This window comes from Haloactinopolyspora sp. (assembly GCF_027324685.1).
In the GTDB taxonomy this organism is placed as follows: domain Bacteria; phylum Actinomycetota; class Actinomycetes; order Jiangellales; family Jiangellaceae; genus Haloactinopolyspora.
Map to the genome: position 1 here is coordinate 101,943 of NZ_DAHVSH010000008.1, position 16,225 is coordinate 118,167.

At 68.7% G+C, this 16,225-nt stretch carries 22 protein-coding genes; 10 read left to right on the forward strand and 12 right to left on the reverse strand.

Annotation, left to right across the window (positions count from 1 at the left end; all coding sequences use genetic code 11):
* Window positions 1-9 precede the first annotated feature (9 nt).
* Both M6444_RS01555 and M6444_RS01560 read right to left on the reverse strand, forming a co-directional pair.
* The gene (locus M6444_RS01555) at window positions 10-1,398 is read right to left on the reverse strand and encodes a formimidoylglutamate deiminase (RefSeq protein ID WP_298322211.1); all 1,389 of its coding nucleotides are present in this window, start codon (window positions 1,396-1,398) and stop codon (window positions 10-12) included.
* Window positions 1,395-2,717, reverse strand: a complete 1,323-nt coding sequence (locus tag M6444_RS01560) for an alkaline phosphatase family protein (protein ID WP_298322213.1) — start codon at window positions 2,715-2,717, stop codon at window positions 1,395-1,397. Before M6444_RS01560 ends, M6444_RS01555 begins: the two co-directional genes overlap by 4 nt.
* Window positions 2,718-2,981: 264 nt before the next feature.
* On the opposite strand from M6444_RS01560, the gene M6444_RS01565 reads away from it, so the two are divergent.
* A complete protein-coding gene (locus M6444_RS01565) occupies window positions 2,982-3,368 on the forward strand; it encodes a helix-turn-helix transcriptional regulator (protein ID WP_298322215.1) in 387 nt (128 codons plus the stop codon).
* A 5-nt stretch (window positions 3,369-3,373) separates the two neighbouring features.
* Here M6444_RS01565 and M6444_RS01570 read toward each other — a convergent pair whose 3' ends face one another.
* Both M6444_RS01570 and M6444_RS01575 read right to left on the reverse strand, forming a co-directional pair.
* Window positions 3,374-3,991: an ATP-dependent Clp protease proteolytic subunit gene (locus M6444_RS01570; protein WP_298322217.1), complete on the reverse strand. Its 618-nt coding sequence runs from the start codon at window positions 3,989-3,991 to the stop codon at window positions 3,374-3,376.
* A complete protein-coding gene (locus M6444_RS01575) occupies window positions 3,988-4,614 on the reverse strand; it encodes an ATP-dependent Clp protease proteolytic subunit (RefSeq protein WP_298322218.1) in 627 nt (208 codons plus the stop codon). The genes M6444_RS01570 and M6444_RS01575 overlap by 4 nt, the downstream gene beginning before the upstream one ends.
* A 229-nt stretch (window positions 4,615-4,843) precedes the next feature.
* Between M6444_RS01575 and M6444_RS01580 the strand changes: the two genes are divergently transcribed.
* The 4 genes from M6444_RS01580 (at window position 4,844) to M6444_RS01595 (ending at window position 8,761) form a co-directional block, all read left to right on the forward strand.
* Complete coding sequence (locus M6444_RS01580; protein ID WP_298322220.1) at window positions 4,844-5,266, forward strand: Hsp20/alpha crystallin family protein; 423 nt, start codon at window positions 4,844-4,846, stop codon at window positions 5,264-5,266.
* A gap of 301 nt (window positions 5,267-5,567) precedes the next feature.
* Window positions 5,568-7,280: a DUF4127 family protein gene (locus M6444_RS01585; protein WP_298322222.1), complete on the forward strand. Its 1,713-nt coding sequence runs from the start codon at window positions 5,568-5,570 to the stop codon at window positions 7,278-7,280.
* 22 nt (window positions 7,281-7,302) lie between these two features.
* Window positions 7,303-7,824: a GNAT family N-acetyltransferase gene (locus M6444_RS01590; RefSeq protein WP_363326202.1), complete on the forward strand. Its 522-nt coding sequence runs from the start codon at window positions 7,303-7,305 to the stop codon at window positions 7,822-7,824.
* 199 nt (window positions 7,825-8,023) lie between these two features.
* Entirely contained in the window at window positions 8,024-8,761 is a 738-nt protein-coding gene (locus tag M6444_RS01595; protein WP_298322225.1) for a SurA N-terminal domain-containing protein, read from the forward strand.
* 51 nt (window positions 8,762-8,812) lie between these two features.
* On the opposite strand, the gene M6444_RS01600 is transcribed toward M6444_RS01595, so the two are convergent.
* The 6 genes from M6444_RS01600 to M6444_RS01625 form a co-directional block, all read right to left on the reverse strand.
* Window positions 8,813-9,304, reverse strand: coding sequence for an SRPBCC family protein (locus M6444_RS01600; protein WP_298322227.1), 492 nt, complete (start codon window positions 9,302-9,304; stop codon window positions 8,813-8,815).
* Window positions 9,301-9,663: a metalloregulator ArsR/SmtB family transcription factor gene (locus M6444_RS01605; protein ID WP_298322228.1), complete on the reverse strand. Its 363-nt coding sequence runs from the start codon at window positions 9,661-9,663 to the stop codon at window positions 9,301-9,303. Before M6444_RS01605 ends, M6444_RS01600 begins: the two co-directional genes overlap by 4 nt.
* Window positions 9,664-9,770: 107 nt before the next feature.
* Window positions 9,771-10,775, reverse strand: coding sequence for an NAD-dependent epimerase/dehydratase family protein (locus M6444_RS01610; RefSeq protein ID WP_298322230.1), 1,005 nt, complete (start codon window positions 10,773-10,775; stop codon window positions 9,771-9,773).
* Window positions 10,776-10,815: 40 nt separating this feature from the next.
* Window positions 10,816-11,793: a TIGR03557 family F420-dependent LLM class oxidoreductase gene (locus tag M6444_RS01615; protein WP_298322232.1), complete on the reverse strand. Its 978-nt coding sequence runs from the start codon at window positions 11,791-11,793 to the stop codon at window positions 10,816-10,818.
* Window positions 11,794-11,878: 85 nt separating this feature from the next.
* Window positions 11,879-12,022 carry a hypothetical protein gene (locus M6444_RS01620; RefSeq protein WP_298322233.1) on the reverse strand — a complete coding sequence of 48 codons (144 nt, stop codon included), beginning with the start codon at window positions 12,020-12,022 and terminating at the stop codon, window positions 11,879-11,881.
* Between the two features lie 253 nt (window positions 12,023-12,275).
* A complete protein-coding gene (locus M6444_RS01625; RefSeq protein ID WP_298322235.1) occupies window positions 12,276-12,566 on the reverse strand; it encodes a hypothetical protein in 291 nt (96 codons plus the stop codon).
* Window positions 12,567-12,712: 146 nt separating this feature from the next.
* On the opposite strand from M6444_RS01625, the gene M6444_RS01630 reads away from it, so the two are divergent.
* Complete coding sequence (locus M6444_RS01630) at window positions 12,713-13,135, forward strand: CBS domain-containing protein (RefSeq protein WP_298322237.1); 423 nt, start codon at window positions 12,713-12,715, stop codon at window positions 13,133-13,135.
* Window positions 13,136-13,150: 15 nt separating this feature from the next.
* Window positions 13,151-13,717 (forward strand): DNA polymerase ligase N-terminal domain-containing protein, encoded by a 567-nt coding sequence (locus tag M6444_RS01635; RefSeq protein WP_298322239.1) that lies wholly within the window; start codon window positions 13,151-13,153, stop codon window positions 13,715-13,717.
* A gap of 45 nt (window positions 13,718-13,762) precedes the next feature.
* Here the strand turns inward: M6444_RS01635 and M6444_RS01640 are convergent, their stop codons facing one another.
* A complete protein-coding gene (locus M6444_RS01640; RefSeq protein ID WP_298322241.1) occupies window positions 13,763-13,972 on the reverse strand; it encodes a hypothetical protein in 210 nt (69 codons plus the stop codon).
* Window positions 13,973-14,151: 179 nt separating this feature from the next.
* Window positions 14,152-14,481, reverse strand: coding sequence for a nuclear transport factor 2 family protein (locus M6444_RS01645; RefSeq protein WP_298322244.1), 330 nt, complete (start codon window positions 14,479-14,481; stop codon window positions 14,152-14,154).
* A gap of 113 nt (window positions 14,482-14,594) precedes the next feature.
* On the opposite strand from M6444_RS01645, the gene M6444_RS01650 reads away from it, so the two are divergent.
* The 3 genes from M6444_RS01650 (at window position 14,595) to M6444_RS01660 (ending at window position 16,200) form a co-directional block, all read left to right on the forward strand.
* A complete protein-coding gene (locus tag M6444_RS01650; RefSeq protein WP_298322246.1) occupies window positions 14,595-15,026 on the forward strand; it encodes a PPOX class F420-dependent oxidoreductase in 432 nt (143 codons plus the stop codon).
* A gap of 86 nt (window positions 15,027-15,112) precedes the next feature.
* The gene (locus M6444_RS01655; protein WP_298322248.1) at window positions 15,113-15,577 is read left to right on the forward strand and encodes a MarR family transcriptional regulator; all 465 of its coding nucleotides are present in this window, start codon (window positions 15,113-15,115) and stop codon (window positions 15,575-15,577) included.
* Window positions 15,574-16,200, forward strand: coding sequence for a class I SAM-dependent methyltransferase (locus M6444_RS01660; protein ID WP_298322250.1), 627 nt, complete (start codon window positions 15,574-15,576; stop codon window positions 16,198-16,200). Before M6444_RS01655 ends, M6444_RS01660 begins: the two co-directional genes overlap by 4 nt.
* Window positions 16,201-16,225 lie beyond the last annotated feature (25 nt).

Below are 16,225 nucleotides of genomic sequence, written 5' to 3' on the forward strand. Positions count from 1 at the left end.
TCGCCGACCTCAGAACCTGGCGATGACGGCGTCGAGCTCGCCGCCGACGTCCGGCACGCTGCGGTGGCGGCCATCGCGCACCACCACCGTCCCGTCCACGACCAGGGTGGTCACGTCCGCCGCGGTAGCGGCGAAGATGACATGAGCCAGGACGTCACCGGAGCGTGCCCCGGCCGTGCGGGGCGAGTCCAGGCGGACGGTGACCAGGTCCGCCGGCGTGCCCGCGGCGATGGTCCCGGTGTTCCAGCCGATCGATCGCGCACCGGCATCGGTGAGGGCGTGGGCGAGTTGGTGCGCGCGCACGTGTCCGCGCCGGCCGCTGACCGAACGCTCGTCCAGCTCGATGGCGCGAGCTTCCTCCCACAGGTCGATCATCATGTGGCCGTCGCTCCCCACGCACAGCGGCGAGCCGGCCGCGGCCAGCCGGACCGCTGCACCGAATCCGTCGGCGAGGTCCCGCTCGGTCGTACGGCACATGCTGATCGCCGTCGACGACGACCCCAGCGCTACGACGTCGGCGTCGGTCAGGTGCGTCGCGTGGACCGCCGTCGTGCGCGGACCCAGGACGCCTTCGCCGGCCAGCAGCCGCGTCGGTGTGACGCCGAACCGCGCCTGGCACGCTTCGTTCTCCGCCGGCTGCTCGGAGAGGTGAAAGTGCAGCGGCATGCTCCGTTCGCCGGCATAGGCGGCAACCGCGCCCAGCGCATCCCGCGGCACCGCGCGCACGCTGTGGATCGCGGCACCGATGCGGAGGCGTTCACCGTCGGTCAGCTGATCGACGCGGTCGGCCCAACGCTGCCAGGTGCCGTCGTCGAAGCGGCGCTGCACCCCCGTCAACGCGCCCCCGCCCACGTCGGCCTGTAGATAGCAGGTGTCGAGCAGGGTGATGCGCAGCCCTGCGTCATGGGCGGCTCGGACCACGGCGCGCCCCAGCTCGTTGGGGTCGGCGTAGGCCCGGCCGTCGGCGTCGTGGTGCAGGTAGAAGAACTCGCCGACGCTGGCGATGCCCGCCAGCGCCATCTCGGCGTAGGTCGCCCGGGCCAGGGCGTACAGCGAGTCGGGGTCGAGCCGGCCCGCGACGTCGTACATCAGCTCGCGCCAGGCCCAGAAATCGGCCACTCCACTCTGGCTGCGCCCGCGGATCACCCGGTGGAACACATGCGAGTGGGTGTTGACCAGACCCGGCATCGTCAATCCGGGCAGCCGCACAGCGTCGTCAGCCGGGGGCGCGTCCGCGGGCACGCCCGGGGATACCCCGACGATCGTCCCGTCGGCGACCTCGATGAGGACGTCGCGCACGGCGGACTCGTCACCGAGCCACGCGTACTCCGCGTGAAAGGCCTGGCGGTGCTCGGCGCCGCTCGGTGGCCGTGACGCGGGCTGCCCGGCGGCGGTCACGGACGCGGAGGACGCAGCGACTCGGTCAGTACGCGGCCCTGGGACCCCGCCGGCGGCTGCGCCGACAGCAGGTGCGCGATGGTGGGCGCGACGTCGACCAGCCGCGGGTCGTCCGGGGCACGGTTCGGGCGTACCCCGGCACCGCTGATCATGAAGGCGACGTCCAGATCCTGGGTGGTGCCGTGCCGGCCACGAGTGTCCGGCGCGTCAGCGGCGAACATGGCCCAGCCAGGCTCGGGCTCGACGACGAGTTGCCCGTAGGCGGGAGACATCCGCATGGCCTCCTGGTCCTGCTTGTCGTAGATACCGCCGATGCCCTCCACGCCGGCCAGGGCCTGCCGCACGTCCGCCAGCGCGGCGGCGTCGTCGGCCAGCTCACCCAACAGGTGTACCGATGTCAACCCACCGCCGGCCAGCGCGACCTGGGTTCCCTCGGATGGCGCGTCGCCGGTGCTCACCCACTCCGCCTCGTATCCGGCGGCATCGATGGCAGCCTCGGCCTGGGGTCCGTTGACGTGGTCGTACGACGTGATGCCGTGGTCGCCGGCCAGGATGAACGTGGTCTGAGCGTAGGTGCCGGCCTGCCGGGTCGCCTGCACCACCCGGCCGATCTGCTCGTCGACCCGGACCAGCGCCTCGAGGGTCTCCTGGCTGTTCTCGCCCGTGGCATGTCCGGCCGAGTCGATGTCGCTGCAGTACATGACCAGCAGGTCGGGCTGTTCGGGCACCGTGACCTGGGTGCCGTCGGAGTCGACCGGGCGGCCCTCGATGATCGCCACGGCGTCGTCGCCACGACGATCGCAGTCGCCGCCCGGCTGGGTGTACAACGCGTCCGGGTCTCCGTAGGTCACGCCGCGGTTCTGCAGGATGAACCACTGCACTGATGCGATGGTCCGCCCGTGGTCGACCAGAGCCTCGGCGAGCGTCTCCACCGCGATCGACCTCGACTGACCGTGCACCACGCCGGAGTCGGAGTCGAGATAATAGGCCGCGTTCAACGTGCGCTCGGGATAGGCGCCCGAGGCCGTGGACGACCACGCCTGGTTCGTCATCGTGGACATCACCGACGTGCCTGTGGTCAGCGATCCGCGCCGCGCCAACTGCTGGATGTTCGGCAACGGGGCGCGGCCGTCGAGGTAGTCCGCGTCGAAACCGTCGATCGCGAAAAAGACGACCTTGCGCTCGTCAGCAGGGGTGGTGCTCGCCGGGTCGGCGTTCACCACCGGCGAGACCAGCACGGTCGGCACGGCTGCGGCCATGATCGCGGCGACGGTACGGGCGGTACGGCGAGAGAGTCCCGGACGCTTCGTCAAAGTCACGACTCCTGTCGAGCTGAGTTCGGACGAGGTCAATTGCGGAAGATCATCACATATCTCGCCGGTCCGCGCCGTGAACTGAGCGCGTCCGCCACCTGTCCGCTGCGCGAAGATCTCGGCCGCGGACCCGGCGCGAACAGGGCGCGAGTGCCGCGCCGAATCCGTCCGCCTGCGGCGAAACACCGTCCTACGCCGGCCCGCGCACCGGTAGCGTGAAGCCACTCGCCTCCGCGATCAGGTCCCCGCAGCGGCCAGGAAGGTACGACGATGTCGGATCCGACCACGTTCGACCCGGCCCGCCGCAAGCCGCGGCCCCGCCCTCTGCTGCGCACACTGGTCGGCGACGTGTTGCGCCGCACTCGGCGCGAGCAGGGCCGCACCCTCGCCGACGTAGCCCGCACGGCCCGCGTCTCCATGCCGTACCTGTCCGAACTGGAACGCGGGCGCAAGGAAGCCTCGTCCGAAGTACTGGCCGCCGTCTGTGACGCGCTGCGTATCGAGTTGGCCGACGTGTTGGACGAGGTCCGGCGCGGGCTCATCGACACGCGCGCCACGCAACGCGCGGCCAAGGCGCCGGTCATCCGCTTGGACGCCGCTCGACGCAGGCGCGCTCCGGCGCACCGCGACGGCGACGTCCAAGCACTCGCTGCCTGACGAGTTCAGGCGATGGCCCGCTCGGGCCGGTGGGTCTCCCGCTCAGTGATCACCTGGTCCGCGAGGCCGTACTCGATGGCCTCGCGGGCATTGAACGTGATGTCCCGGTCGATGTCGGACCTGATCTTGGCCACCGGGTGGCCGGTGTGGCGGCTGAGGATCTCTTCCATCTCGGCGCGCACCTTCGCCACCTCTTTGGCCTGCACGGCCAGGTCCGGCAACGTCCCCCGGGCCTGACTCGACGGCTGGTGCAGCGTCACCTTGGCATGGCGGAGCATCGATCGTTTGCCGGGAGCACCGGCGGCCAGCAGCACAGCCGCTGCCGACGACGCCTGCCCCATGCACACCGTCGCGACGTCGGGCCGGATGAAGTGCATCGTGTCGTAGATCGCGGTCAGCGCGCTGAACGAGCCGCCCGGTGAGTTGATGTAGAGGCCGATCTCGGCGTCGGGGTCCGAGAACTCCAGATGCAGCAGCTGGGCCATGACGACGTTGGCCACGCCGTCGTCGATCTCGGTACCGAGGAAGATGATCCGGTCGGACAGCAGCCGCGAGTAGATGTCGTAGGCCCGCTCGCCGGTGGGGGTGCGTTCGACGACCGTGGGAATCGTGTACTGGCTCATGCGCCCACCCCCACCGGCTGACGCACGACCGAGGGCCGGACGTCGTCGACGGTCTCCACGATGTGGTCGATGAAGCCGTAGGCCAACGCCTCCTCCGCGGTGAACCACCGGTCGCGGCGGCTGTCGGCCTCGATCGTCTCCGGCGACTGCCCGGTGTGCTCGGCCGTCAGCCTCGTCATCAGTGCGCTGGTGCGCTCGAGCTGCTGCGCATAGATCTCGACGTCGGCAGCGGTGCCACCGAAACCGGCCGAGCCCTGATGCATCAGGACCTGAGCGTGCGGGAGGCTGAACCGCTTGCCTGGTGTCCCCGCGCACAGCAGGAACTGCCCCATGCTCGCCGCCAGGCCCATGGCCAGCGTGCTGACGTCGTTGGGGATCAGCCGCATGGTGTCGTAGATGGCCAGCCCGGCACTGACCGAGCCGCCGGGCGAGTTGATGTAGAGGCTGATGTCGCTGCGCGGATCTTCGGCCGACAGTAGCAACAGCTGTGCGCACAGCCGATTGGCCACCGAGTCGTCGACCTCGGCGCCGAGCACGATGATGCGCTGGTGAAGCAGCCGCGTGGACAGTTGCTCGTCGAGCCTGCCCGCGGACGCCGCGTCCTGCGCTACCGCAGTGTTCATGGTGTCTCCCCTGGTTGGCGATGCATCGCCGGCTCGTGCGGCGACACGTTCGATCCTGTGCCGCCGCCGCTGACCCGACCAAGACAATCTGCTGCGAGCAGAGAAACGCTGCTGCGAGCAGAAACGTCGGTGCGGGGGCGAACGATGCACGCACGCCGGGACGATCGCCTCTAGCCGGGTGTTGCCGGGCGCAGGTGGACTGAGACCGGTCGAACGAAAGGAGGAACACATGAACCAGGCACCCGACGTACGCCGGACCATCCCGGATCTGTTCGACTGGGTCGAGGATCTGCCGAACCTGTTTCCGTGGCCCAGCCCGCTCGCCGGCCAACGGACGTTCCGGCTCGAGGAGCGCATCGACGACGACAAGTACGTGGTGCGCGCGGAGCTCCCCGGCATCGACCCGGATCGAGACGTCAGCGTCGAGGTCGAGGACGACCGGTTGACCATTCGCGCCGAGCGTCGCGACGAGCGGCAGGAGGAAGGCCGCTCGGAGTTCCACTACGGCCGGTTCCAGCGCCGCACGCTGCTGCCGAAAGGCGCCGACGGATCGAAGGCGTCCGCCACGTACGAAGCGGGAATTCTCGAAGTCACCGTCCCGATCGTCGAGACTCCTGCGGCGTCGAAACGCATCCCGGTCAAGACCAGCTGACCGCGGCCCTGGGGCGCGGCCCGGCGTTCGACGTTCATCGTGACGGTGACCGGGGGCACTGAGGAGGCGTGTCCTCGTCGATGCACAGGTTCGCGACGTGAGCGCCGGGCCCGTCCACCCGCCGGTCGTCGAACTGGACCCGGATGATGCGGCTGTGGCCCGGCTGGATGATCTCTCGCCGCGGCTGGATCTAGCAGCTACTGATAATCCGAATTATCCCTGCGCGAAGTCTTGACGCCGACAGGTCGCGCGGTCGAGAGTCGTCGAAGTCGACCCCGGCCAGCGAAAGGTGTCCGCCCCGATGCCCTCGACCCGTCTCGTCGCCACCCGTGCCGCACGCCGGGCTCTGGTGATCTTTCTGGCGCCGATGCTCCTCGCACCGATCCTGCTGGCGGCGCCCTCGGCAGCGGCCGGCGTCGAGACGCCTCCGGACCGGTCCGCGCGGGGGTCGGCGCAGCTGGCGGTGGTGCCGCTCGACGACCGGCCGGCCAACGTCTACGTCCCGGCGATGACGGCCGCGAGCGCCGGAGTCGACACGGCGTTTCCACCCTCGGACATCATCGGGACGTTCACCACACCCGGCGACGGACCAGCGATCGGCGCCTGGCTGCTCGACCAGCGCGACGCGGACGGGTTCGTCATCTCGGTGAGCATGCTGGCCTACGGCGGACTGATCGCCTCGCGCACCGGGACCATGAGCGAGGCCGATGCCCGCCAGAACGTCGACGTCCTGCGCGAGCTGCGCGCGCGGCGCCCGGACACGCCGATCCTGGCCTACGACACCATCCAGCGGCTGGCCGTCACGGCTCTCGGCGATCATGCCGCGGAGTATTACGAGCTCATCCGGCAGTGGGCGATCCTCGTCGACCGCGTGGAGAACCTGGGCCACGAGGAGTACCGCGAGGAGATGGAGGAGCTCCGGGCCCGGATCCCCGACGCCGTGGTGGAGGGTTACCTGGCAGCTCGGGCCCGCAACCACGCGATCAACCGGCTTCTGGTGCACTGGGCGGCCGAAGGCGTCGTCGACCACCTCGTTCTCGCCCAGGACGACGCCGCGCCGTACGGATTGCACCGCGCCGAGCGCGAAGAACTGGTCGCGTTGGTCCACGACCTGGGTGCCGAGGCGCGGGTCCAGATCTTCCCGGGCGCTGACGAGGTCGACGCGACCCTGGTCAGCCGGTTCGTCCTAGCACGGTCAGGTGCGCAGCCGACCGTCAGCGTCGAGTACTCCGGCTTGGACGGCTCGCAGTGGACCGCCCCGTTCGAGGACACGACCTACGACGTGAACATTCAGCGTCACATCGTCGCCGCGGGGGCCGTCCCGGTCGACGACGACGGCGACATCCGGCTGCTCGTCAACACGCCGTCGGCCGAAGGCGCCGACCGGGGCGCCGAGTTGGACGCCTTCGTCGAGCGGATGGCCGCCTTGCAAGCTGCGGGCGAGGACGTCGTGGTGGTGGACGCGGCGGAGGTCAACCGGGCCGACGCGGCGTTGATCGACCGGATGGAGGCTGACGTCTCGCTGTCCGGGTTGCTGTCCTACTGCGGCTGGAACACCGCCGGAAACGCGCTCGGCATGGCCGTCGGGCACGCGTTTGCCCGGTGGAGTCTGCTCGAGCGACCCCGCCAGCTCGACGTCGCATCGCTGGCGCAGGCAGCGCGCGTCCACGCGTCCTACCTGCTGTACCGCTACGTCCTCGATGACCGCTGGAAGAACGTCGTCCAGCCCGAGGCCTACGCGAGGGCCCAAGAACGCGGCTGGAACGTCTTCGAGCTCACGCCCGAGCAGACTCAGACGATGCAGGACTACGTCCGGGCCGAACTCATGCCCCGGACCGAGTCGTTCTACGCCGAACACTTCGCCGGCCGCCCGGTCACCATCGGCCGGCGCGGCGCACACACCTTCACCGGCGTCGTCGACGGCCTCGAATCCGTTCACGTCGCCCTGCCGTGGCCGCGCCTGTTCGAGACCGAACTGGAGCCCGACGTCACGCTGCGCTGGCCGCACCGGTGAGCGCTGGCTAGCATCGCCACACCTGGAACCCCTGCGGGCGGAGGCCATCGCCACCGCGCGGCTGGACCTGGTGCCGTTGCTCGTCGAGCATGCCGACGAGATGGCCACGGTTCTGGCCGACTCGGCGCTGCACCGATTCATCGGTGGCGCACCCGCCGACCGCGAAGCGTTGCGCACCCGCTATCGACGCCTCGTCGCCGGCCCCGCCGATCCGGCGGTCAGTTGGCTGAACTGGGTGATCCGCTGGCGTGCGGCGGCGTGTCTGACCGGAACGGTCCAGGCGACGGTCAGCCCCTCGGCCACCGGGCCGATCGCTGAGGTCGCGTGGGTGGTGGGTACGCCGTGGCAGCAGCGCGGCATCGCCTCCGAAGCCGCTCACGGGCTCGTCGCGTGGCTGTGCACCCAGCCGGTGACCGAGATCGTCGCGCACATCGACCCGCAGCACCATGCCTCAGCCGGGGTGGCGACCGCGGCGGGTCTCACCCCCACCGACGAATGGCAGGACGGCGAGTTGCGCTGGCGCCGGCCCACCGCGGAACTCTGAGCGAAGCCGATTCGTTCTGCACGGACGCGGCGTTAGGGCCGACAACCACATGTCGTCGCGGTGGACAGGGCGCCGCGACCATCGACAGATCGCTGACCACATCACCATCTTCTCGCCTCTCCTCCCCACAGTTTCGGGCCACCGTGAAGCGGGCACCCATAGGTGATGTTCCGGTGCGGTTCGCATATCGAGGAGTTACATGATCAAGAAGTTATTGGCCGCCGCCAGCACGGCAATGCTGCTGTTCGGCCTGTCGGCCTGCGGTGATTCGGCTGACGAGGGTGGCGACGGCGGCGCCGAGAACAGCTCGCCGAACGCCGCGCCGGAACCCGACGTGGCCGACGTGCCCGACGTGGTCGCCGAGGTCAACGGCGAGGAAATCCCGAAGGACGAGTTCGTCGCCACTTACAAGGCTCAGTTCCAGCAGATGGCCATGCAGGCCCAGCAGACCGGCCAGGAGCTCGACCAGGACCAGCTCAAACAGCAGACCGCTGAGGGCATGGTCGACAACATGATCCTCGTCCAGGAGGCCGACAAGCGCGGCTTCACCGCGAGCCAGAAACAGATCGATCAGACGCTGGAGGACCTGGTCCAGCAGAACGGCATGGGCTCGGTCGACGAGTTCTTCTCCGCTCTGGAGGAACAGGGCATGAGCAAGGAGGACGTCATGCCCCAGCTCGAGCGCCAGGTCATGCTCGACCAGCTCCTCGCCGAAGAGGCCGGCGACGTCAAGCCCACGGAGCAGCAACTGCGCAAGATGTACGACCAGTCCGTGGCGCAGCAGAAGCAGATGGGCACCGAAGAATCACAGATCCCGAAGTTCGAGGAGATGAAGCCGCAGCTCGAGGAGCAAGCGGCCAGCCAGAAGGAGGCCGAGGCGGCCCAGAGCCTGGTCGACACTCTCCGCAAGGACGCCGAGATCAAGATCAACCTGTGAACACGCCGGTGCCCCGCCGGATCGGACGGGGCACCGGACGTGTCAACGGGGTCAGGCTTGGCTGGCGAGCAGGTCGTCGAGCTTCTCGTACCCTTCGCGGACTCCGACCTCCATCCCGCTGGCGACCATGCCGTCGCGGGCCTGTATCGAGTCGAACAAGCTCTCGGAGACGATTCTGGTGCGGCCGTCGCCGAGATCCTCCAACGTCATGGTCTCCAGACTCACCGAGTCCGGGAAGCCTTCGTAGGTGAAGGTCTGCACGAGCCGTTCGTTCGGGCGCACCTCATGGAACGATCCGAAGAAGTTGTACTCGTTACCGTCGCTGTCGGCATGGGTGTAGCGGTAGGACCCGCCGGTGCGTACGTCGAAGGTGTCGATGCGCATCGTCAGTCCACGTGGGCCGATCCACTGCGCGAACAGGTCGGGCTCGGCATGGGCCCGGAACACCTTGTCGGGGGTGGCGTCGAAGACGCGGGCCATCCGGATGACCGGGAGGTTCGGGTCGACCTGGATCTCGGTCTCGTGCTTGGTGGTCGCGCTCATGATGCTTGTCCTTTCCTGCGTTCCTGGTCTGGTTCTGCTGCGTTCATCTGTTCGAGGACGGCGTCGAGTCGCTGGTACCGCTCTTCCGCCTGCTGCCGGTAGCGTTCGATCCATTTCGTCATCAGGTCGAAGACCTCAGCTTTGAGATGGCACGGTCGGCGTTGGCCGTCCCGAGACCGGCCCACCACACCCGCGTCCTCCAGCACCTTGAGGTGCTTGGACACCGCCTGCACGCTGACGTCGTACGGCGCGGCCAGCTCGTTGACCGTGGCGTCGCCCACGGCCAGGCGCGTGACGATGCTTCGGCGGGTGGGGTCCGCCAGGGCGGCGAACACCCGCGACAGCTGGTCGTCTGTCACACCTCACCTCCGCGTTCAACCAATTGGTTGATAACAACGTACGGCACGGCGGTGACGTATTCAACCCCTTGGTTGAATAACTCTCTTCGCGCGGGCTTCGGCCCGACTCAGGACACGCCCGCATCGTCCGGATGCAGGGGCGGCGTCGAGCCCCCGGACCCTTCGGCGACGCCGTCGAGCATGACTCGTAGCGCCTCGGTCCCGGAGTGGCGAGGCTGCCAGCCCAGCTTCCTGATCCGCTGGGTGTCGAGCGTCGGCAGGCTCAACAACAGCCGCAGCAAGCCCTCGTCGGCTGGCACCGCCCGTAGCCGCCACGCCGCCCCGACCGCTACCTGGGCCACGGTCGGCGGGACGGAGACCGGGCGCGCACCGACCACCTCGCCGAGCACGCGGGCGTCGATCACCGGATCCGCCGCGACATTGAACGCACCGTGCGCGCCTGCCACCACCACGAGCCGGAACGCCTGGGCCAGATCGTCGGTGTGCACGGCTTGGAACGCCAAGCCGGCCGGAACGGGCAGGACCGGTAGGCGGCCGTGCTGCAGCAGTGGTCGCGGGACGAACGGCCCGGCGAAGATCCGCCGCTGCTCGCTGGCCGATTCCCATTGGAACGCGAACGCCGGGCGCAGCCGCGTCACCGAGATCTGCGGGTTGGCCAACTCGAACGCATCGAGACAACGCTCCAGGTAGGACTTCTCCCGGCCATAGGCGGCCACGGGCAGGCTGTGGGTGGGCCAATCCTCGTCCACCTGCGTGCCGGCACCGGGCGAGTAGGCCCCCACCGACGACGAGTAGACCAGCGACCGTACTCCGGCACGCCGTACCGCGTCGAACACGGCGATACCGCCGAGCACGTTGACCTCCCACGTCGCCGTCGGGTCGTGCGTGGGTTGGAACGCCCAGGCGAGGTGGACGACGACGTCCGCTCCGCTCAAGGCGGCCACGAAGTCGTCGGATCGAATGTCGACTGCCGCGAACGTCGTCTTCGGGGGTTTCCACTCCGGCACGCGCCGCGCGACCGCCACGATGTGATCGATGGTCGGCTCGGCTGCCAGGGCCTCCACGACACTGGTGCCGATGTTGCCGGTCGCCCCCGTGACCACGACTCTCATCGCCGGCCTCCCCTCGCGCCCTGCCGGGCGGTGCTCTCGTTCATCCCGAGACCGCGGCCGGCGCCGCCGTCCGTAGGCGCTCACCGAGCTCAGCGCCGAAGAAGTCCAGGAAGCCGTCCGGGTCGGGACCGGCGTTCATCAGCGCGATCCGGTCGAATCCCGCATCGAGGAACGGGCGGGTCGCCGCCACGACACCGGCGGCCTCGGGGCCGCAGGCGAAGTTCGCCGCGATGTCCTCGGCGCGCACCGTCGCCGTGGCGGCTTCGAAGTTGACCGGGTTCGGCAGCTCGCTCATGACCTTCCACCCGGTCAGCGCCCACCGCGACGTCCGTAGCGCCGCCTGGGTGGCGGTCTGCGGGTCAGGTGCCCACGACACGGGCACCTCGGCGTAGCACGGTCCCGTGCCTCCGGCCGCGCGGTAGTTCTCGACGAGTGTGGGGTCGGCTTCGGTCGCGAACAGCGCGTCACCGAACTCTGCGGCCAGCGCGGCGGCTTGTGCTCCCCCGGCCGCGACGGCGATCGGCGGCGGGGAGTCCGGTAGGTCGAACACGCGCGCGTCCTCGAGACGTAGATGTGCGCCCGTGTAAGAACGGTATCCTCCGGCCCACAGCAGCCGGATGATCTCCAGCGCTTCGCGCAGCATCTCCTGGCGCCGGGCGACCGCCGGGAACCCGCGCCCGACGACGTGCTCGTTGAGTCGTTCGCCCGATCCCACGCCCAAGGTGAAGCGCCCATCGGACATCAGCGCGAGCGTCGCGGCGGCCTGTGCGATGACGGCCGGGTGGTAGCGCGTCGTCGGACAGGTGACGCCGGTCGCCAGCGCGATGTGCTCGGTACGCGCCGCGATCGCGCCGAGGACGCTCCAGGTGAACGGCGAGTGGCCCTGGGTTTCCAGCCACGGATGGAAGTGGTCGCTGATCTCGACGAAGTCGAAGCCCACCTCTTCGGCTCGCCGCGCCTGCCGGACCAGTTCCTGTGGCCCGTACGCCTCAGCGAGCAGCTTGTAACCGATCTCCATCCGGGCCCTCCCCGACGCGTCTGCACGTGCGTCCGGCTGTACCCCGGTCCACGGCGGCCAAACCGATGGCGACCGGCGACGATGACTACGCGCGCACGGCGGCGAGCAGGACCGCCAAGACCGCGGCCGTCATGAGCAGGATGCTGATGATCGTGGTTGCGGCGTCGACGTCCAGCAGCCGACGACGAAGCGGACGCAAGGTGTGCACCAGGATGACAGCTTGAGACACATGGACCTCCGGTCCAAGCGAATGATCAGAAATGACGGACACGAATTCCGCGACGTCGCGGCCAGTGGTACTTCTACTGGCACAATCCAGCCGAACACACCGCCACCGGCGCGTCAATGCTCATGTCCATGAACATTTTCGCGGCCGGGTCGCGGTGTGGAGGAAAAGTATCTTCACCCGGGCCGAATGACGACTGCTCGATGAACGACGATGAATTCCGGCCATGGTGCCCATTGGGGTGCTCATGGGCCAGTCAGTGTCGCTCTCGCCGCCTCATCAGTCGGCGTCGCTGCCTGCGTCGCTGCGACAGCGACGGCGATGCCGGCCATGTCCGCAACGACGCCAGGCGTCGCTGCAGCACATCGATCATCGGCGCGCGGTTGCCATGCCGGCGTTCGTACATCAGGAGGGTGTACACGCCGTCCTCGTCCACGGTGAGCACTCGCTGCTGCAACTCGGCCGGGCCCAATGCGTCGTAGCCGGGAAACGGCAACTCGGCAGCCGCGGGATCCCGCGGGTTACCCAGGCCATCTCTGATCATCATGTGCACCTCTTCATCACTTTTTGTCAGTACCCCGGATCCGATGTCTCAATCTCTTCTCGCACGTTCGTTACGTGTCATCAGCAATCGGGTAGCAGGCGGGTGTGCTCGACGCGTCGACCGAGGCGCCTGGACGACGGGAGGACCCGATGGCACCGCGAATCAGCGAGATGATGACCGACCGTCTCGTCACAGTCGGACCCGACGACCCGGTCACCGCGGCAGCCGCGGCCATGCGTGAGCACGACATCGGCGACGTCCTGGTCACCGAGGACCGGGTCGTGCGAGGTGTGATCACCGACCGCGACGTCGCGGTCCGCGTCGTCGCCTCCGGGCTCGATCCCGCCAGCACGGCCGTTCGCGACATCGCCAGCGGGCAGGTGGTCTCCGTTCGCCCGGACGAGCCCGTGGCCAGCGCCGTGAAGAAGATGCGCGAACACGCCGTCCGGCGCCTGCCCGTGGTGGACGACGACGGGCGGGCCGTCGGCGTGATCACGATCGGCGACCTGGCGAGCTACGACGATCCCGACTCCGCACTGTCCGACGTCAGCACCGCGACCCCCAACGAGTGAGCTGATCCCTCGACGATGCCGAAGAAGAAGCTTTCGGAGTACTACGCGAAGCGAGACCTCGCTTCGTCGGGCGAACCGGCCGCCGGCCGTTCCGGTTCCAGGCACCCTCGGTTCGTCGTTCAACGACACGACGCCAGGAGTCTGCATTTCGACTTCCGGCTGGAGATCGGAGACGTGTTGGTGTCGTGGTCGGTGCCGAAAGGTCCCTCGCTCGATCCCCGCGACCGGCGACTGGCGGTGCGCACCGAGGACCACCCGCTGGATTATGCGGACTTCGAAGGCCGGATCCCCGCCGACGACTACGGCGGCGGGACCGTCGTGGTGTGGGACGTCGGGACCTTCGACAATCTGAACGAGACCACCATGACGGACTCGCTCGACGCCGGTCACCTGCGGGTTCGGCTGCACGGCGAGAAGCTCACCGGCGCGTTCTCCCTGGTGCGAACCGGCCTGCGCGGTGGGCGGGAACAGTGGCTGCTGTTCAAGAAGGACGACGAGGGTGCCGACCGCCGGCGCAAACCCGCCGTCACCCAGCCGGAGTCGGTCCTGACCGGAAAGACCAACGAGGATTTCGAATCGTGACGCCCGGTGATGCCCTACGGCCGACGCCACGGCCTGCTCGGTAGGTCAGACGGTGCCCTGCCGGATTCGGTCGCGACTCCGGCCCGCTGATTCGTCCCGGCCGCGCATGAAGATCAAGCGCTTGTCCAGCCACTGGTCGATCTTCTCGCCGGTATGGATGATGTCGACCGGATCGGCGCTGTGCTGGCGATGCTCGACGAGCATGCTGAGCGCTTGGTCTACGCGATGGATCTCCGCTGCGAACGCTCGGTCCATGATCAATCCCGTCGTCGAACGCCGAACCAGCGGGCGTACCCGGCTAGCGCCGAATCGCCGTGCTTGACCTGTTGAGGCAAAAGCACCCATACCCGGAAGAATCCGACGCAAACACCCGGACGAGCCGCGTCGCGCGGGTCCGGCCGGGTGGATCAGGACGCGGCAGCGGGCTGGGCGAGTCAGCCTTCGCGAATCGTCATGGACGCGATCTGGTCACCGGCCACACGGAAGGTGAAGCGACTCCGGCCGTTGGCGTGATTGCTGCGCCAGTCGCCGATCACGGTGACCGAATCGCCGTCGACGGTGACCTCCTCAGGCGTGAGGACGCCCCGAGCGCCGATGAACTCGAGGTCGCTCCACCCCTTGATGGCCTCGTGGCCGGTGAACGTGCGGCCCCAGTCGTCGACGTAACCGTCGGGTGGGAATGCGGCGAGGAAGGCGGCCTCGTCGTGATCGTTGACCGCGTCGATGAACGCTCGAACGGTCTGCGGCAGCTCCGGGGTACTCATCGCCTCACCTTCCGTCGGATTTTCGTGCGCCCACGGTAACTCCGCACCCTGCCGGCATGTGCCGTTTCAGTGGGAGCAGGAATAGCCGGCGGTGAGTTGCCACTTGTTCGGACATGACCTCCACGCCATTCGATCCACGCGCCCTGCTCGCCGAGAGCAAACTCGGCATCCTCGCCACGATCAAGTCCGACGGACGCCCCCAGTTGTCTCCGGTGACGCCGGTGTACGACCCGGACGAGGACGTCATCTACGTGTCCATGGTCGAAGGACGGGCCAAGACCACGAACCTGCGCCGGGATCCGCGCGTTTCGCTGCAGGTCACCAGCGCGGACGGATTCGCTTGGGCCACGGCCGACGGCACGGCGAAGCTCACCGGGCCGGCCAGCGACCCACACGACCCCGAGGTCGACGCCCTGGTCCATTACTACCGGGTCGGCGCCGGCGAGCACCCGGACTGGGACGAGTATCGCTCGGTCATGGTCTCCGAGCGTCGAGTCCTGATGACGATGACGATCGAGCACGTGTACGGCGCGAAGGTCCGCTGACGCCGAGTACTCCTCGCCACGGCACCGACTCCCCCACTGAGGTAGCCTGAATTCAATCAGGCTGCCTTAGTAGGGGAGTTTATAAGGTGCCCGAAGCATCGGCCGGTACGGAACCACGGCTGCCGCACCTGATCAGCCGGACGTTGAGCGTGCTCATGGACGATCTGCACCGCCACCTGCTGGGCTCAGGCCATCAGGACCTGCGGCCCACCCACCTGCTCAACGTGTTGCGCTTCATCGACTGTGACGGCACCCGCCCCAGCGAGCTGGCCCGTCGAGCCGGCATGACGCCGCAGGCCATGAGCGAACTCGTGAGCTACTTGGAGCAACGCGAGTACGTGCGGCGCGTCCCCGACCCGGCGGACGGTCGCGGGCGCGTCGTGGTCTTCGCCGAGCGGGGCACGAAGGCCGCCGAGGTCGCGACGGCATACTTCACCGACCTCGAGACGCGCTGGGGTGCACTCGTCGGAGCCGACCGGCTCGGCGACATGCAAGCCACGCTGGCCGACATCCTCGGCGCGACCGACAAGCGCGCGCTGGAGTCGACATGACTCGCGCCACGGGATCGCTCATCGGCTACTGGGACCGGCAAGCAGCGACCTACGACCGCAAGACCGCCGGGATCGAACGCCGTCTACTGAGCCAGAGCCGGCGCTGGGTGGGCACCCGAGCCCGTGGCGCCACGCTGGAGATCGGGGTGGGCACCGGCGCCAATCTGCCCCACTATCCCGACGACGTCGACCTGACTGCGGTCGACTGGAGCACGGCGATGCTCGACGCTGCCCGCGCTCAGGCAGCGCGCGTCCACCGGCCCGTCACGCTCCGTCAGGCCGACGGGGCTGCCTTGCCGTTTCCTGCTGGCACCTTCGACACCGTCCTCGCGACGTTCGTGCTGTGCTGTGTGCCTGACGTACGCAGTGTTCTCGCCGAAGCGCTGCGCGTGCTCAAGCCGGGCGGGCGGCTTCTCCTCGCCGACCACGTCGCGGCGTCCAGCTGGCCGCTGCGTCTCGTGCAACACGCGGTCGACCTCGTCAGCGTGCCGCTGCATGGCGAGCACTACACCCGCCGGCCCTTCATCACGTTGAATGAGCTCGGCGTCACCGTCGTGGAACACGAGCGCGTGACGAAGGGCGTGATCGAGCGGGTTCACGCTTCGCGCGGCGTCGGGAGGTAACGGGCGATTCGTCCCGGGCCCCGGC

Bases quoted from the DNA above. Each gene is read 5' to 3' on its own strand.
- M6444_RS01565 (WP_298322215.1), top strand. From the start codon at position 2,982: ATGTCGGATCCGACCACGTTCGACCCGGCCCGCCGCAAGCCGCGGCCC.
- M6444_RS01570 (WP_298322217.1), bottom strand. From the start codon at position 3,991: ATGAGCCAGTACACGATTCCCACGGTCGTCGAACGCACCCCCACCGGC.
- M6444_RS01575 (WP_298322218.1), bottom strand. From the start codon at position 4,614: ATGAACACTGCGGTAGCGCAGGACGCGGCGTCCGCGGGCAGGCTCGAC.
- M6444_RS01580 (WP_298322220.1), top strand. From the start codon at position 4,844: ATGAACCAGGCACCCGACGTACGCCGGACCATCCCGGATCTGTTCGAC.
- M6444_RS01585 (WP_298322222.1), top strand. From the start codon at position 5,568: ATGCCCTCGACCCGTCTCGTCGCCACCCGTGCCGCACGCCGGGCTCTG.
- M6444_RS01595 (WP_298322225.1), top strand. From the start codon at position 8,024: ATGATCAAGAAGTTATTGGCCGCCGCCAGCACGGCAATGCTGCTGTTC.
- M6444_RS01600 (WP_298322227.1), bottom strand. From the start codon at position 9,304: ATGAGCGCGACCACCAAGCACGAGACCGAGATCCAGGTCGACCCGAAC.
- M6444_RS01610 (WP_298322230.1), bottom strand. From the start codon at position 10,775: ATGAGAGTCGTGGTCACGGGGGCGACCGGCAACATCGGCACCAGTGTC.
- M6444_RS01615 (WP_298322232.1), bottom strand. From the start codon at position 11,793: ATGGAGATCGGTTACAAGCTGCTCGCTGAGGCGTACGGGCCACAGGAA.
- M6444_RS01625 (WP_298322235.1), bottom strand. From the start codon at position 12,566: ATGATGATCAGAGATGGCCTGGGTAACCCGCGGGATCCCGCGGCTGCC.
- M6444_RS01630 (WP_298322237.1), top strand. From the start codon at position 12,713: ATGGCACCGCGAATCAGCGAGATGATGACCGACCGTCTCGTCACAGTC.
- M6444_RS01635 (WP_298322239.1), top strand. From the start codon at position 13,151: ATGCCGAAGAAGAAGCTTTCGGAGTACTACGCGAAGCGAGACCTCGCT.
- M6444_RS01640 (WP_298322241.1), bottom strand. From the start codon at position 13,972: ATGGACCGAGCGTTCGCAGCGGAGATCCATCGCGTAGACCAAGCGCTC.
- M6444_RS01645 (WP_298322244.1), bottom strand. From the start codon at position 14,481: ATGAGTACCCCGGAGCTGCCGCAGACCGTTCGAGCGTTCATCGACGCG.
- M6444_RS01650 (WP_298322246.1), top strand. From the start codon at position 14,595: ATGACCTCCACGCCATTCGATCCACGCGCCCTGCTCGCCGAGAGCAAA.
- M6444_RS01660 (WP_298322250.1), top strand. From the start codon at position 15,574: ATGACTCGCGCCACGGGATCGCTCATCGGCTACTGGGACCGGCAAGCA.